Source organism: Pseudomonas sp. PDM20 (assembly GCF_014852575.3).
Taxonomy (GTDB): Bacteria; Pseudomonadota; Gammaproteobacteria; order Pseudomonadales; family Pseudomonadaceae; genus Pseudomonas.
Window position 1 is genome coordinate 2324567 of record NZ_CM181224.1, and the last position, 13690, is coordinate 2338256.

The following is a 13690-nucleotide window of genomic DNA, read 5'->3' on the forward strand; positions in this document are numbered from 1 at the left end:
CATAAAATCGGGGATACCGTTAGCGCATTTCGCTCTACCCGCAGCAGTCAGAAGTAGCCCCATGGAAAACCACAGCACCCCCCTGGGTCCGGTTCCCGCTCATCTGGTCCGTGAAGCCGTGGCCAAGAAGACAGGCCTGGGCTGGGTGGTCGAGTTCAACGTCGCCACCTGGCTCAACCTGGCCGTGCGCGATGACACCGCCATCGCCCTCAAGATCAGCTACCTGGACGGCGAAAAGCCCCGGGAAGTGCTGGTCGACAAGGGAAATATCTTCGGCGCCCAGCGCATCCTGCTGTGCGGCATCGCCCGCCTGGGGGTGAACCAGAAGCTGGAGGCCATGAGCCTGTCGCTGGAGACCCGCACGCCAATCCAGTCACTGCTGGTAGAGGAACTCTTTGTCCAGGCCGTCGAGCGCCAGAGCGAAAAGAAGAACGGCACCCGCCGCTCGCGCTGACCACCCGGGGCGAGGGGCGCCGATTGTTCGCCCGAGCGCTGCAATCGCCGGGCATTCCTGTCGTGCATGAAGCCACTTCGGGCTTGCGATCCGCTGGCCTGAGCGGGGAACATCGCCTGGCCTCACTCGTGCACCAGGAAGCCCCATGCCCCTCGATATCGACCAGCTCAAGCTCTACACCGCCCACCGTGGCATCGCCATTCCCATGCTCGACTTCCTGCAGTTCCGCCATGCCCCGGCGGAAGATGGAAACGGGCCGGGCCGCCTGGTCATACGCGTCGAACCGCAGCATGTGAATGGCTGGGCCAACGCCCATGGCGGCCTGATCATGACCCTGCTCGATGTCGCCATGGCCCTGAGTGCCAGCGATGCCGACGAAGCCTATCGCGGCGTGGTGACCGTGGAGATGAAGACCAGCTTCCTGCGCCCCGGCGGCGAAGTCGGCGAAGTACTCGAAGCCCACGGCAAGGTGCAGCACCACACCCGCTCCATCGCCTTCTGCGAGGGCGAACTGCGCAACAGCCAGGGCGTGGTCGTCGCGACCGCTTCCGGCACCTTCAAGTACGTCAATAAGCCACGCCCGCTGGCTGACGCCTGACGCCCGGCCAGCGAGTCGAAAGCTATCGGATTGGAAGCCGTCCGTCCGACTGCACCTTTGACTGCTCGGCGAGTTGGTTTCGACCAACCGGTTCATCCGGCTGCTACACGGGGAAATAGTGCTCCAGCAACTTATTGCGCAGGCGATTGCCTGGGTCCACCTTGGCCTTGAGATCGCGCAGACGTCGCGCACCGGGATAAGCTGCCGAGAATTGTTCGCGTGTGGCGTGAAGTTGATAGGGGAGGTAGTAGGTGCCGCCCAGTGCCAAGGCGCAGTCGATAAGCTCGCGTGTCCACCGTCCGACTTCCAGGCAGGCCTCCGGGGCTGTTCGTTGCCAGTAAAAGAGCACGAATGAAAAGACCTCCTCACGCGCCCAGCACAGGTACGATTCCGTTTCACGCGGCGCATGGCGAACGGAAACGTTGATGACATTCGCCTTGTGCGCCTGGAGGATCTCCGCCATCCGCATGGCGAATGGGCCGAACTGAGCGATCGGCACAAAATATTCCTGCAGCGCATAGGTGTCGTGTTGAGTGGCAATAGGCCCGAGGGAGGTAACATCCAGGCTCGCCTCGTAGTTTCGGTGGACCACTGCAGCACCCCTGTATCGCAGGGGATCGATCAGGGCCTGGCGAATCAGGGGGCCACCCGGCAGCCTGGTGATGCTCCACATCGCTGCCCGCTCCAGTTTGTAGGATGCCTGCGCTGGGACCAGTCGATCGTTGACCGTCAGCTTCTTGTTCGTCTCTCGCCAGGTCACGCAAACGGCTTGGTCGAAGTGGGGTGGGGCAAGATCGGCATTGTGCAGGATCGCTTTCGCACTGCCTCGGACCTGCTCGTTGAAGAATGCGAGATAAGCAGCTAACGGCATGTGCTCCACGTGGCGCTCCATGACGACATTGGGCACCAGGTCCAACTCGACCTCGGTAATGACCCCCAGTGCACCGTATCCACCAATGGCGCCGTGGAACAGGTCCGCATTCTCCTGGCGGGAGGCTTCGACTACCGAACCATTGGCCAGCACCAGTTGGAGGCTGCGCACCGAATTGATCAGTGGGCCTGCGCCGACGTATCGCCCGTGAGCATTGACCGACAATGCCCCACCCACGGTGAAGTCGGCGTAGCTCTGCATGATCTTGACGGAGAGGTCGTACGGGTCGATGACCGTCTGCAGATCGCGCCAGCGGATGCCACTCTGCACGCGGATGGCACGTCGTTCGGGGGCGAAACTGACCACCTGGTTGAGCTGGCGCATATCCAGATGCAGGCTGTCCTGCGCCGCGATCTGCCCGCCCATGCTGTAGCAGCCACCGCCGATGCTCACGGGATCATCACTGGTGGCCAGCGCCTGGCAGATTTCGGCGGTGCTAGTGGGTACGAGAACCTGCTTGACCCACACCGGATTGAGCCGCGTCACATCGTTGATAAGGACGCGCGGTTCCCTCGCCCATGAGGGCCAGGGTGCCAGTGCACCAACCGCTATCACGGTCATACCGGCCTGGAGAAATCTCCGTTTTGTAAATCCGCTGGGGGTGCTTCCATTCATCTGTTTGTCTCTGCTCAGGCAAGGCAGCACGGTCCGGCAACTGGCCTCTGGGAACTGGCGAATGCCTGGAATCGAGGGGAGTATAAAACCGCAGGTTCACACTGTTCATCGTCTTATGCGAGGCGGGCTCAATAAATCCGCAAAACCGCTTAGCGCAGAGATGGCTATCATGAAGACCTTCTTAATCCATTGGGTGTCCTATCGAAGAACGCTCTAGCACGGGCTTTGTAAGAAATATCTTTCGCTGGCTGTAATGAATTCGTCATAAAGCGTGATTACATTTTTCTGTCATGAAAGTGTCACTCGATGTGACTGAGCCAGTGACGGCACAAGGCAACCCACCATGCTGCTCGATGACAAGAACTTCCCACGACGCGTCCAGCGCGACCTGCTGGATGACCGCGACGAAGAGCTCGAACTCGAACTGTTCGACGAACTCTACGACTTCGAAGGGCTGCGCGAAGGCAGCCTGCAGACCCACGAGGAACGCCTGGCGCGCCAGCGTTACTTCCACACCCTGTTCAGCCTGCAGGCCGAGCTGGTCAAGCTGCAGAACTGGGTGGTGAAGACCGGCCACAAGGTGGTCATCCTCTTCGAAGGTCGCGACGCCGCCGGCAAGGGCGGGGTGATCAAGCGCATCACCCAGCGCCTGAACCCGCGCGTGTGCCGGGTCGCCGCGCTGCCCGCGCCGAACGATCGCGAACGCACCCAGTGGTACTTCCAGCGCTACGTCTCGCACCTGCCAGCGGCGGGGGAGATCGTCCTGTTCGACCGCAGCTGGTACAACCGCGCCGGCGTCGAGCGGGTAATGGGCTTCTGTACCGACGCCCAGTACGAGGAATTCTTCCGCAGCGTGCCCGAGTTCGAGCGCATGCTCGTGCGCTCCGGCGTGCAGGTGCTCAAGTACTGGTTCTCGATCTCCGACGAGGAACAGCACTACCGCTTCCTCAGCCGCATCCACGACCCGCTCAAGCAGTGGAAGCTCAGCCCGATGGACCTGGAATCGCGCCGTCGCTGGGAGTCCTACACCAAGGCCAAGGAAGTGATGCTCGAACGCACCCACATCCCCGAAGCGCCCTGGTGGATCGTCCAGGCCGACGACAAGAAGCGCGCTCGGCTGAACTGCATCAGCCACCTGTTGAGCCAGATTCCCTACCAGGAAGTACAACAGCCCGCCGTCGACCTGCCCGAGCGGCAGCGCCACGAAGGCTATCGCCGGCATCCCACGCCGCAGGAACTGCAGGTGCCGGAAGTCTACTGACGCTGCACCGGCTGACTTCGGGCGGCTTTTGCAGGATGGCGGGGAGCGCAGCGATACCCATGCTGTCCGGCGCACCAACAGCACGGGTATCACCCAGGCTCCACCCATCCTACGGTTGCCCCGGCTGCGTAGCAGGAACGGACCCGCTCCCGAAGCGATCCCCTTACTTGGCCAGACTGCGCACCGAGCAACTGCCATCCGCAATGGCTTCGCAGAGGAAGTAGGGCATCCATTCCTCCCAGTGCCCCCTGGCCACCGGCGATTCGTAACGACACAGCAGCGTGCCCTCGGTATCGAACAACCCCCAGGGCTGCAACTCACCGTCCTTCAGCTTGCTCTGCACCTTGATGCCCTGGTAGCTGGCATTGCAGCCCACATGGAACGACTCCGTCCGCCAGCGCACCGGCTCATGCGGCGGGAAGGGCTGCGCCTCAAGGAAGCCGAACAGATCGTCATGGCTCAACAGGCTCTGGCGGATGGTCGGCCACAGGCTGCGGCGCAGGAAGTACTGGTCGGCAAAGCGCTGGTGCGCTTTCTCTTCCTTCAGGTACTGGGCGATCAACTCGCGGATGCCCGGCAGGTTCGGGTTGTGGCAACCGGCCCACATGCCCGCCAGCAGCAATTCGGTGTGGCTGAAGTAATCGCGCATGTGGTGGTACCAGCAGCCGCTCTGCAGCCAGGCCTCCACCGCCGCGCGGTCGCGCTCGGAGAGCAGCGAGTCGGCGTCGCGCACCTGGAAGCGCGAGACCTCGCGGTCCTCCATCACCAGGAAGCGCCACATGGTCGCGGGGATGGCGCTGCGAGTCGCTTCGTCAACCAGCACGACCTGCGCGCCAGACTCCTTCAATCGGGTCAGCACTGCCTGCGGCACCGAGTCATCCACGTAGAAGCGGCAGCGCCATTGCGGGAACAGCTCGTGCGCGGCCTCCACGTTCTTCAGCGCGCTCTCGCAATAGCGCGGGCGGGCGCCGAACAGCGAAAAGACGATCAGGTTGTGCTCGGGGTTGCTCCCGTCGAAAGCCGGTGGCGGCGCCTCGGGCAGCGGGTGGGCGGGGAACTGGCTGTACTTGCGGTCCGCCACGCTCAGCGACAGGTTGCCGTAGCGGCGCACCAGGTCCTCTCGTTTCAGCCAGCCGCAGGCCTCGGTCAGCCCGTCCAGCGCCGTGCCCGGCATATTCTCCTCGCCCAGTTTGTTCAGCAGTTTCAGGTAGGTCTTGTAGGCCTGTTCGTAGTCTTGGGTCCGCATCAGGCACAGGGCATAATCCGCCAGCAGCGTGGGATGGGTCGGCGCGATCTTCAGCGCCTCGCGCGCCGTATCGCGGCCCAGTCGGTAATTCCCCTTGGCCAGCGCCGCCCGAAAAGTGGCGGCCAGCTTGTTCAACTTCTTCTCGGCGGCAGACATGCAGGATTCTCCAGGGCACGACGACGGCGGAAAGTGCTGCACGGGATGAGCAGCTTGCGCGCGTCGATGACATGGAGCGCAAGGCTAGGGAGCCGAGGGAATGAGCTCTATCGGAAAATTCCTGCACGTAGCGGCGATAATTACGAAGTCTCTCGTGGCCAACTTCGGCGGCTGATGCATGACTGGTGCGTTCCTGCCAAGAGCTGAAGCACTGGCCTGTGATCTGATGTAGACGGTCTGTCCGCCGCGTCGCAAAGGGACAGCATGATGGTTAACCAAGGGTTGGTGGAATGAAGTCAGACTTGTCGATGCTCCTGTGGGGCGCACCGCTGGTGATGCTGCTCGGTGGCTACCTGCTGATCCGCTGCATCGGCGGGCTGCGCCGGGTGATCGCCCCTGACATCTGCTACCGCTGGGCCGACCCCGCCCGCGCGGAAGTAGTGGCGCTGCCGCAACCGGGGCGCTACGTGGTCAACATCGTCTTCCCGCCCTTCACCGTCGTCACCGGTACCGCGCACTTCAACGCCGATTTCGCCATCACCGCCAGCGCCAGTGGCAATCCCGTGCCCTACGAGGCGTACAGCCGCTTCAACGTCTTCACCGTGCGCCGCAGCGACATGGGCGGCAACTCCAGCAATCCCCTGGGCGAATTCCACTGCAGCGACCCCGGCGACTACCGGATCACCTGCCTGACCCCGCAGCACATCCGCCCTGGCTTCCTGCTGGAAGTGACGCCCTACGTCTCGCCGATCGGTGTCGTCCCGCTGATCCTCGGCACGCTGCTCGCGTCCTTCATGACCATCGGCGGGCTGATAACGACCCTCCTCAAACTGGGCGGGAAGCTCTGACGGGACCCTCTAGGCTAACCCTGTAGAAGCGGGCCATGCCCGCGATCGCGCGCATGGCGCGCTCCTGCAGGTGATTCGGCGGAAGCCGATGTATTTTAGCTAATACCTTAGCTAAGCTGGACACGTCGCCAACCTGCCCCCGGAGGGGCGCAGCCATGCAAGCACCTGACGTCCACAACATCCATGACGCAAAATCCAACCTGTCCAAGCTTGTCGATCAGGCGGCGAAAGGGGAGGTGGTGATCATTGGCAAGGCAGGCAAGCCCGTCGCCAAGCTGGTATCGCTGACCTATGGAGAGGGGCAGCGCAAACCCTTCATCGGTAGCCTGAAAGGACGTCTGTCCGACGAGTTCGATGCTCTGGATGACGAAATTGCCCAGCTTTATCTCGAGGAGCCATCCGATTGATATTGCTGGATACCCACATCCTGATCTGGGCCGCCACGGATGACCCACGGCTGACTCCCAAAGCCCGCCAGATGATCGAGAGTGCGCTGGACAATGGCCAGCCTGTGCATTTCAGCGCCATCAGCCTGGCGGAAGTCGCCATCAAGGCCAGCCTTGCGAAAAAGTCGCTGGGCGTGGAGCCCGATGATCTGCGCCGAGCGTCCCTTGAGGGTGGTCTGCGCGAACTGCCCTTCGTCGGCGCTCATGCTGTTGCACTGCGCGCGCTGCCGCTGCATGAGGACCACAAGGACCCGCACGATCGCATGCTGGTTGCCCAGGCACAGGTCGAGGGGCTGCAACTAGTGACGGCGGACGCCAAGCTGGAGCGTTACGGCTCTGCCGTTCTCTATCTGAAAAGCCGGTAAGTACCTGTAGGAGCGGGCCATGCCCGCGATCACGCGCATGGCGCGCTCCTACAGGGAGCTTCGCAGCCTCGGTCAGACGACACCCTACGTCCGCAACCGCTTCGCCCAACCCCGCCAGCCGCCGCGCCCGGCAATCGGCGAGCGCCCGCCGAGCACGCGCGGCAGATCGCCGAAGCGCACCCACAGATCATCCTGCCAATCCAGCACCCGCAGGCAGTGCCGTTCGAATTGCAGCTGCACATGGCGCGGGCCGGCGGCGTTGAACTGGCTGCGCACCTGCGGCACCACCGTGCCGCTGATCCAGCGCCGCAGCGCGCCATAGTCCGGCACGTTGAACGTCACCAGCGCCTGGTACACGGCGGATTCGCTCAGCAGCACGTAATCGAGTTCAAGGCCGTCCTCGGTCAGCAGCCGCTCCTGGCGAATCTGGTCGTCGGCCATGCGCATGGCCAGGCGGTCTTCGTGCGGGTAGCCCGTCACGCGGCAGAAGTCGGAGAGGATGAACCAGACCTGATCGTCGATCAGCAGGGCGCGCAGGGTGCGGCGATTGCGGAGGAAGGGGAGTGGGGTGGGTAAGGGTAAATCGTCCATGGTGGTAGTCCTTTGGAGTGTCCAAAAATCGCCACCAGCCGCTGCTAATCGGTAATGGAGGCGAGCCGCAAAGGGTTAGCAGTACCGATCTCCAAAGACATCGGCAGGCCCGAAAGCCTCCCAGTGCGGCCGCCATAAAAGGCGATCTCCGGACGAACACAGTCGTCGGGAAATGCCATGGCATTACCGAGTCTTTGGAGTTTTCGGGCTGCTAATCCCGGCCCCGTCGGTTTCACGGGGCCGGTGGAGATTAAAGATTTTCGGATAGCGTGGTCAAGAGCGTACGGCGAGCAGGGAGTGTTTTTTAGAAAAGCATTAAAAATTATATACTTATGTTGTTGAAAATTATTTCTTGCTGCATTTATTGAATTTTTATTTTTGCTGGAGTATTTAGGATGTTCTAACTAGCACAAGGAACAAGGGAATGGCAAAGCAAAGTGCAAAGAAGGCTGGGGATGTTGTCGACGAGATCGCTCCGAGGGCGCGACTTCATAAGCTTATAATTAGGAATTTCCGCGCTATAGGAAATGTTCCAGTAACCATAGAGCTGGACGATATTGTGGTGCTGGTTGGGCCGAATAATGCGGGGAAGAGCTCGATACTCCGGGCTTATGAGGTGGTTATGCAGTCTGGAAAGCTCAATGAGCTTTCAGTTGAAGACTTTCCTGGAGGGAAAGTTCCGAGTGATGATGCGGGGCTTTTCCCAACAATAGAGCTCGAAACTGTACTTTACGAAGGTAGTAACCCACCTGCTGAAAAGTGGGTTGAAGTTAAAGAGAATGGTGATAGGCACGTCAAAGAGCGCTGGGTTTGGCGTGATATTGGGAAGCCGGAGAAGAGAGGCTTCAACGTTATTGATGGTGCGTGGGATGAGAATCATGGCCCTTGGGGGGTGAGCTCCGTAGCGCAAGTAAATCGCCCAGAGCCTCATCGTATAGATGCTTTTCATGATCCGGAAGAGCAAGCTGCTGAGGTCGTTGGGCTGTTGCAAGAGGCCATTAAAGAAAAAGTTAAGGACATTAGCCAGAGACGGGCGGGGGAAGGGGAGGAGAAAGGGCCATACGAAAAACTTCTAGAATCAGTAGCTCAGCTTCAGAGAAGTTTGGCTATCGATGCAGTTGGGGCGATTGATGAAGTTAAGGCTAGTCTGAATACGTCAATTGCAGAAGTTTTTCCAGGGTACAGCGTCAGTCTAGATGCAAGGCCAGAGGACGACCTTGATAAGGCAATCAGTCTTTTCAAGGCTGCGCCTGTTCTACGTATGGGCCCGGCTGATGGCCACCAGACGACGCTTGAGCGACAAGGCAGCGGTGCGCGAAGAACATTGCTTTGGACAGCGCTTAGAATCCTCGCTGAACATAATAGGGCAAAACCCGCAAAAGCCGATGCTGTAGAACGGCCGCATGTCCTATTGCTTGATGAGCCCGAGATGTGCTTGCACCCAAGCGCTATTAGAGATGCTTGTAATGTGCTTTATTCTCTCCCGAAATCTGGAAAGTGGCAGGTTGTTGTTACAACGCACTCTCCAGTGTTCATTGATCTCTCTCGAGATAATACTTCGATAGTTAGAGTGGAGCGAACGGCCAAGGGTGAGGTTTCTGGGACAACTATATTTAGGCCCGAGCGCGCACGGTTAAGCGAAGATGATCGCGAGGAGTTGAAGCTTCTCAATATTTATGATCCATACGTGGCGGAATTCTTCTTCGGTGGAAGCACCGTCGTGGTTGAAGGTGATACGGAATATACTGCTTTTAAAGAAGTAATTCAGTCGAATAAGGAAACTTTCGGAGGGGTTCATGTTGTGCGAGCAAGAGGTAAATATACTATTGTTGCATTGTGCAAGATTTTGAACCAATTTGGCAGCCCCTATGCCGTTCTTCATGATGCTGATACAACCACTGTCAGGGGGAAGAAGGGGTTAAGGAAAAATTCTGCATGGGCAGCCAATTCTAAGATTCTTGACGTCGTTAATGCAGTCCCTGGCACGGCAAGGCTGGCCGCTTCTATACCGAATTTCGAAATGGCAATGTTTGGTGAGCCTGCTGATGGAGAAAAGCCCTATGGCGCATGGGAGAAATTGCGAGGTGATGCCGAGGTGCGTGAAAGAGTTTCGAGTTTGCTAGAGTACTTGGTGGGAAAGGTTGATAAGTGTCCGGCTGGTGTTCTCAGTTGGAAGGCAGAAGATCAGTTGGCTGCTGCTGTAAAGGATTATGAGCCGGACTAGTGGTTTTCATATTTGAATTGTTCGATTTAAAAATGGCCTTCGATTAATTCGAAGGCCTTTTATTTATTGAGAGTCACTGCTCCCATTCCTCTGATGCCGATAAACACTCACCGCTTCATAAACCGCCTTCCTTAGCCGGTTGATGCCGCCAATCGGGCGGTGTTCGGGGAGGGCGTGCCAGGGGTTGTAGGAGAGGTTGTCGCAGGCGAGGTTCTGTTCGCGGCTGTCGAAGTCCTGGGGCGGGATGCTGACGGTGGCGACGGTCTGGAAGGGGGAGTCCTTTTCGCTCCATTCGACGCTGACGTCTTCGATGGGCATGTACTTGCTCGGGTCCTGTTTCTGCACTTGCAGGGCGAAGCAGGCGGGGACGCGGTCGACCGAGAGTTGCTGGTACATCGCAGTGCGCAGGAAGTTGGGCAGCTTCTCGTTGAGCTTGGGTAGCTGGTAGGCCGGGCAGCCTTCGCTCAGCGGGATGACGCGGTATTTGATGTTGTTGGCTTCGCCGAGCTTGTAGGGGGCGATGCCGTTGTAGCCGGCCTGAAGGGGGCTGTCCGGGGCGGGGGCGAGGGTCTGCAGGGCGATGACCAGGTGGCGGACTTCCCAGGTGCTGGGCTTCCAGCTGGGGAAGAACGCGGCGACCTTCTGGCCGCTGGCTTGCGCGGCGAAGTTCTGCCGGTACTCGGCGACGTCGCGGACGAAGAACACCGGGTGGTTGAACATGACGAAGTCCTGCTCGGTGTCGTGGCCCTTGCCGGGCATCAACTTGGCGCCGGGCACGTCGAGCAGCTTGATGGCCATGCCGCGGGCGTCGCGGGCGCTGTCGAACTGCGGGTAGGCGTTGCCGTTGGAGAAGCGGACCATGGCCTCCCATTTGTGCCCCGGTTCGGCGAACACGCCCTGGCGCAGGCCGGGGGCGAGGTCGCTGGCGACCGTGACTTCGGCCTTCACGCAGCCGTGGGCCTTGGCGTGGGCGTCGCGCAGGACGCGGGTGTTGTCGCGGTGCTGTTCGACGATGCGCACGGCGTCTTCGATGATGGCCTGGGTGAGCTGGGCTTCGCCCGGCGGGATTTCTTCCTGGGCGGAGACGGGGCCGGAGAATTTCCACGCGTAGTAGAGGCTGCCGATGCCCCAGCCGAGCAGGCCGATGGCGGCGACGGCGAGCAGCAGACGGCCGAGCCATTTGCCGAGGAAGAGCCAGATTCGGGTGAGCAGGGAGCGCATGGCACGGGGTCCTTTCGTGTTCTTTTTATGGAGGGGACCCCAGGAGCTTCCCTCTCCCTGACCCTCTCTCTGGGGAGAGGGGACTGCTTGGCGGATCGGTGTTGCGGGAGGGGAATGGCGCTGGGCGTTTCCCTCTCCCTAGCCCTCTCCCTGAAGGGAGAGGGAACTGGTCCGAGTGGTGGCGTATTCCCCTGCCTGGCTCACTCGCACTTCGGCCCCGGCGTCCACGGCGGGGTGGGGACGTTCGGGTCGAGCTTGCTTTCGTAGTCGGGGTTGCCCAGCACCTTCAGGTATTCCACCAGTGCCCAGCGTTCTTCCGGCGACAGGGCGCGGCCGATGGCGCCGTCCTTGCGGCAGCCGTCGCGGAATTCGTGGCCGCCGTTGCTGTTGCCGGTGACGCTGGTCTTGTAGAGGAAGCCGCCGGGGAAGCGCTCGGTGCGGTAGCCGGCGTATTTCGGGTCGTACTCGAAGCTGCCGACCCAGAACTGGCTGTCGCGCTCGGCCACCGGGGAGAGCATCTGGAACAGGTTGGGCACCGAGCCGTTGTGCAGGAAGGGTGGGGTGGCCCAGATGCCATCCAGCGGGCGGGCCTTGTAGGCGCGCAGTTCGCGGACGCCGATGGGCAGGCCGTAGCCGTTCATTTCCTGCTGCTGCAGCGGGCTGATGTGGGCGTCGCGGTAGGCGCGCTGCTCGACGAAGGCGGTGACGTAGGCCAGGCCCTTGGCGGCGGAGATCTTCGACAGGTCCAGCGGCGCGTCGGATTTGGGCACGAGGACCACGTTCATGTTCTGCAGCTCATCGAGCTTGAGCTTCAGCGGGCGCACGTCGAAGGTGTGGTCGGCGATGTTGTCGGCGGTGGTCGGGTCGGTGCCGATCTCGCTGGTGGGGACCATCTTCATGCGCCACTCGGGCACGCGGGCCGGGGCGATGTAGTCCTTGGCGCCCGGCTCCTTGACGTGCGGGCCGTGGCAGTAGACGCAGTTGGCCTGGAACAGGGCGCGGCCCTGGGAGGCCTTCTTCAGGTCGATCTCGCCGAAGACGTCCTTCGGCCAGGCCGGCGGCTTGAGCTGTTTGAGGGTCTCTTCCAGGGTGTAGAGGTCGCGCAGGCGCACGCTGGAGGCGTAGCGCTCATCGCCCATCACCGGTTTGCCGTCGCTCTCGAACATGCGCAGGGTGGCGCCGACGCCGAGGGCTTCGCCGATGTTGCGTGCCATGGGCTGCATGGCCGAGCCGTTCCACTGCACCCAGTCGAACTTCCAGATGTCCCACACCTGCGGGTAGTTCACCGGGGCGTTGGCGACGCGGTAGTTGGAGGCATCGATGCCGTCGCCGAAAACGCTGTTGGCGATGCGGCCGAAGGCGTCGGCGCGGCCGGGGCCTTCCAGGGTTGGGTAGAGGCCGCGGTGGGTGTCGTTCCAGGCGGTGGAGACCAGGGTGCCAAGCACGTTGCGCACGTCGCGCTTGAGTGCGGCCTTGCCCTTGGGATAGCGGTCGCCGAGTACGCCCTTGGCGAAGCGGTCGAACTTCCACGGCACGTAGTAGGTGGAGGCAAGGCTGGCGCCCAGCGCCTGGCCGAACGCGCCGCCGCGCAGGGTAGGCACGGTGGAGGCGATGGAGTGCATGGCGGCGCCGCCGTCGATGCGCACAGCGGTGCCTTTGTAGCGCAGCTCGCCGGTGTGGCAGGCGGAGCAGGTGATGTCGAGGTACCAGGCGCCGGACTCGCCGTCCTGGTGGCGGGCGAAGCCGACCGGCAGGTTGCCGGGGTTCCTGGAGGTGGCCGCCAGGGTGTCGTCGGCGTCGCGGCCGATCTGTTCGGGCTCGATGAGGAAGCCGAAGCGCGCGAGGTTTTCGGGGCTGGCGAACTTGTCCCTGGAGAAGGGCTGCTCGAGGTGGGTGAACCAGTCGTAGCGCAGGCCTTTCACCTGGGTGCCCTGGGGCGTGTAGTAGTAGGTTTCGCGGTCTGCCGGGCTCCACTGGTCGAGGTGGATCATCTTCTCCGGCCTGGAATACTCGGGGAGATTGGGATGCGCGGTGTACCAGGCGATGACGCCCCCGATGAGCAAAAGCAGCAGCAGGACTGCAAGTAGGACGCGGCCGATAATGCGCATCGAAACTTCCTTGTTATGTGTGCGAAAAAGAATCGGACGTTTATGCCAAGTACGCGGCGGCTTGGCAAGGTGATGCCGTACGGAATTCAGGGTTTTTATGGCGGGTTACGGGGCTGGAGCGGCGTGTTTCTGGCTTTGTTCGAAGAGCGACAGCATGGGTAATCGCTGCGCTCCACCCATCCTGCGGAAGCTCCAAGGTGGGCAGGTGGCACGTCGTAGGATGGTGTGGAGCGAAGCGATACCCATCGCCCTTCAGGTGAATGCCTAGGACGCGGGGCGCAGCTCCAGCAGCAGGCTCAGGCAGATCGCCGCGCCGATCAGCACACCGACCACGCTGGCGATGATCAGCGGCCAGCGCAGGCCGGGGCTGTCGGCCTCGTCATCGGGAATGCGCGCGTGGATGGCGGGCCAGAGTTCGTCCGGTGGTGGCAGTTCTGGCCAGGGTTCGTCGCTGGCTGGTGGGGAAGGGTGGTCGGCGAGCTGGTAGAGCAGGGCGATCATCCAGTCCAGCGCGGCGATGCGCGTGGGGTGATAGCGATCGGCGTCTGTCCAGACGTGGAGGAAGGTGTCGACCAGCAGGGCTTCCGCTTCTGTCTGATCGGTCTTCAGCTTCAGCGCCAGTGGGT

General features: G+C 61.4%; 13 protein-coding genes. 7 read left to right on the forward strand and 6 right to left on the reverse strand.

Annotated features, from left to right (window positions below; all coding sequences use genetic code 11):
- Nucleotides 1-61: 61 nt before the first annotated feature.
- Nucleotides 62-454: a hypothetical protein gene (locus tag IB261_RS10920; protein ID WP_081516570.1), complete on the forward strand. Its 393-nt coding sequence runs from the start codon at nucleotides 62-64 to the stop codon at nucleotides 452-454.
- Between the two features lie 145 nt (nucleotides 455-599).
- Nucleotides 600-1052 (forward strand): PaaI family thioesterase, encoded by a 453-nt coding sequence (locus IB261_RS10925; protein WP_138216286.1) that lies wholly within the window; start codon nucleotides 600-602, stop codon nucleotides 1050-1052.
- A gap of 103 nt (nucleotides 1053-1155) precedes the next feature.
- Here the strand turns inward: IB261_RS10925 and IB261_RS10930 are convergent, their stop codons facing one another.
- Nucleotides 1156-2598: an FAD-binding oxidoreductase gene (locus tag IB261_RS10930; protein ID WP_225606130.1), complete on the reverse strand. Its 1443-nt coding sequence runs from the start codon at nucleotides 2596-2598 to the stop codon at nucleotides 1156-1158.
- A gap of 343 nt (nucleotides 2599-2941) precedes the next feature.
- Between IB261_RS10930 and ppk2 the strand changes: the two genes are divergently transcribed.
- Nucleotides 2942-3859 carry a polyphosphate kinase 2 gene (gene ppk2, locus IB261_RS10935; protein ID WP_081516572.1) on the forward strand — a complete coding sequence of 306 codons (918 nt, stop codon included), beginning with the start codon at nucleotides 2942-2944 and terminating at the stop codon, nucleotides 3857-3859.
- 163 nt (nucleotides 3860-4022) lie between these two features.
- Here the strand turns inward: ppk2 and IB261_RS10940 are convergent, their stop codons facing one another.
- Entirely contained in the window at nucleotides 4023-5261 is a 1239-nt protein-coding gene (locus IB261_RS10940; RefSeq protein WP_192383132.1) for a tetratricopeptide repeat protein, read from the reverse strand.
- A gap of 290 nt (nucleotides 5262-5551) precedes the next feature.
- Between IB261_RS10940 and IB261_RS10945 the strand changes: the two genes are divergently transcribed.
- The 3 genes from IB261_RS10945 to IB261_RS10955 all read left to right on the forward strand — a co-directional run bounded on the left by IB261_RS10945 (nucleotide 5552) and on the right by IB261_RS10955 (nucleotide 6920).
- On the forward strand, nucleotides 5552-6109 hold the full coding sequence (locus tag IB261_RS10945; protein WP_192383130.1) for a hypothetical protein: 558 nt from the start codon (nucleotides 5552-5554) through the stop codon (nucleotides 6107-6109).
- 155 nt (nucleotides 6110-6264) lie between these two features.
- Nucleotides 6265-6516, forward strand: a complete 252-nt coding sequence (locus tag IB261_RS10950; protein WP_081516574.1) for a type II toxin-antitoxin system Phd/YefM family antitoxin — start codon at nucleotides 6265-6267, stop codon at nucleotides 6514-6516.
- Nucleotides 6513-6920: a type II toxin-antitoxin system VapC family toxin gene (locus tag IB261_RS10955; protein ID WP_151186592.1), complete on the forward strand. Its 408-nt coding sequence runs from the start codon at nucleotides 6513-6515 to the stop codon at nucleotides 6918-6920. Before IB261_RS10950 ends, IB261_RS10955 begins: the two co-directional genes overlap by 4 nt.
- 84 nt (nucleotides 6921-7004) lie before the next feature.
- On the opposite strand, the gene IB261_RS10960 is transcribed toward IB261_RS10955, so the two are convergent.
- Complete coding sequence (locus tag IB261_RS10960) at nucleotides 7005-7511, reverse strand: BRO family protein (protein ID WP_192383128.1); 507 nt, start codon at nucleotides 7509-7511, stop codon at nucleotides 7005-7007.
- 424 nt (nucleotides 7512-7935) lie between these two features.
- Here IB261_RS10960 and IB261_RS10965 point away from each other — a divergent pair, with 424 nt between their 5' ends.
- Nucleotides 7936-9735: an ATP-dependent nuclease gene (locus IB261_RS10965; RefSeq protein ID WP_192383127.1), complete on the forward strand. Its 1800-nt coding sequence runs from the start codon at nucleotides 7936-7938 to the stop codon at nucleotides 9733-9735.
- A 63-nt stretch (nucleotides 9736-9798) separates the two neighbouring features.
- Here the strand turns inward: IB261_RS10965 and IB261_RS10970 are convergent, their stop codons facing one another.
- The 3 genes from IB261_RS10970 to IB261_RS10980 form a co-directional block, all read right to left on the reverse strand.
- Complete coding sequence (locus IB261_RS10970) at nucleotides 9799-10956, reverse strand: catalase family protein (RefSeq protein ID WP_192383125.1); 1158 nt, start codon at nucleotides 10954-10956, stop codon at nucleotides 9799-9801.
- A gap of 200 nt (nucleotides 10957-11156) precedes the next feature.
- On the reverse strand, nucleotides 11157-13064 hold the full coding sequence (locus IB261_RS10975) for a di-heme-cytochrome C peroxidase (protein WP_192222987.1): 1908 nt from the start codon (nucleotides 13062-13064) through the stop codon (nucleotides 11157-11159).
- Nucleotides 13065-13328: 264 nt separating this feature from the next.
- Nucleotides 13329-13565 (reverse strand): hypothetical protein, encoded by a 237-nt coding sequence (locus IB261_RS10980; protein WP_192222988.1) that lies wholly within the window; start codon nucleotides 13563-13565, stop codon nucleotides 13329-13331.
- Nucleotides 13566-13690 lie beyond the last annotated feature (125 nt).

What these genes read in the sequence shown, in the direction of transcription:
- IB261_RS10965 (WP_192383127.1), top strand. Translation starts at nt 7,936, where the DNA reads ATGGCAAAGCAAAGTGCAAAGAAGGCTGGGGATGTTGTCGACGAGATC.
- ppk2 (WP_081516572.1), top strand. Translation starts at nt 2,942, where the DNA reads ATGCTGCTCGATGACAAGAACTTCCCACGACGCGTCCAGCGCGACCTG.
- IB261_RS10970 (WP_192383125.1), bottom strand. Translation starts at nt 10,956, where the DNA reads ATGCGCTCCCTGCTCACCCGAATCTGGCTCTTCCTCGGCAAATGGCTC.
- IB261_RS10980 (WP_192222988.1), bottom strand. Translation starts at nt 13,565, where the DNA reads ATGATCGCCCTGCTCTACCAGCTCGCCGACCACCCTTCCCCACCAGCC.
- IB261_RS10925 (WP_138216286.1), top strand. Translation starts at nt 600, where the DNA reads ATGCCCCTCGATATCGACCAGCTCAAGCTCTACACCGCCCACCGTGGC.
- IB261_RS10960 (WP_192383128.1), bottom strand. Translation starts at nt 7,511, where the DNA reads ATGGACGATTTACCCTTACCCACCCCACTCCCCTTCCTCCGCAATCGC.
- IB261_RS10940 (WP_192383132.1), bottom strand. Translation starts at nt 5,261, where the DNA reads ATGTCTGCCGCCGAGAAGAAGTTGAACAAGCTGGCCGCCACTTTTCGG.
- IB261_RS10930 (WP_225606130.1), bottom strand. Translation starts at nt 2,598, where the DNA reads ATGAATGGAAGCACCCCCAGCGGATTTACAAAACGGAGATTTCTCCAG.
- IB261_RS10920 (WP_081516570.1), top strand. Translation starts at nt 62, where the DNA reads ATGGAAAACCACAGCACCCCCCTGGGTCCGGTTCCCGCTCATCTGGTC.
- IB261_RS10975 (WP_192222987.1), bottom strand. Translation starts at nt 13,064, where the DNA reads ATGCGCATTATCGGCCGCGTCCTACTTGCAGTCCTGCTGCTGCTTTTG.
- IB261_RS10945 (WP_192383130.1), top strand. Translation starts at nt 5,552, where the DNA reads ATGAAGTCAGACTTGTCGATGCTCCTGTGGGGCGCACCGCTGGTGATG.
- IB261_RS10950 (WP_081516574.1), top strand. Translation starts at nt 6,265, where the DNA reads ATGCAAGCACCTGACGTCCACAACATCCATGACGCAAAATCCAACCTG.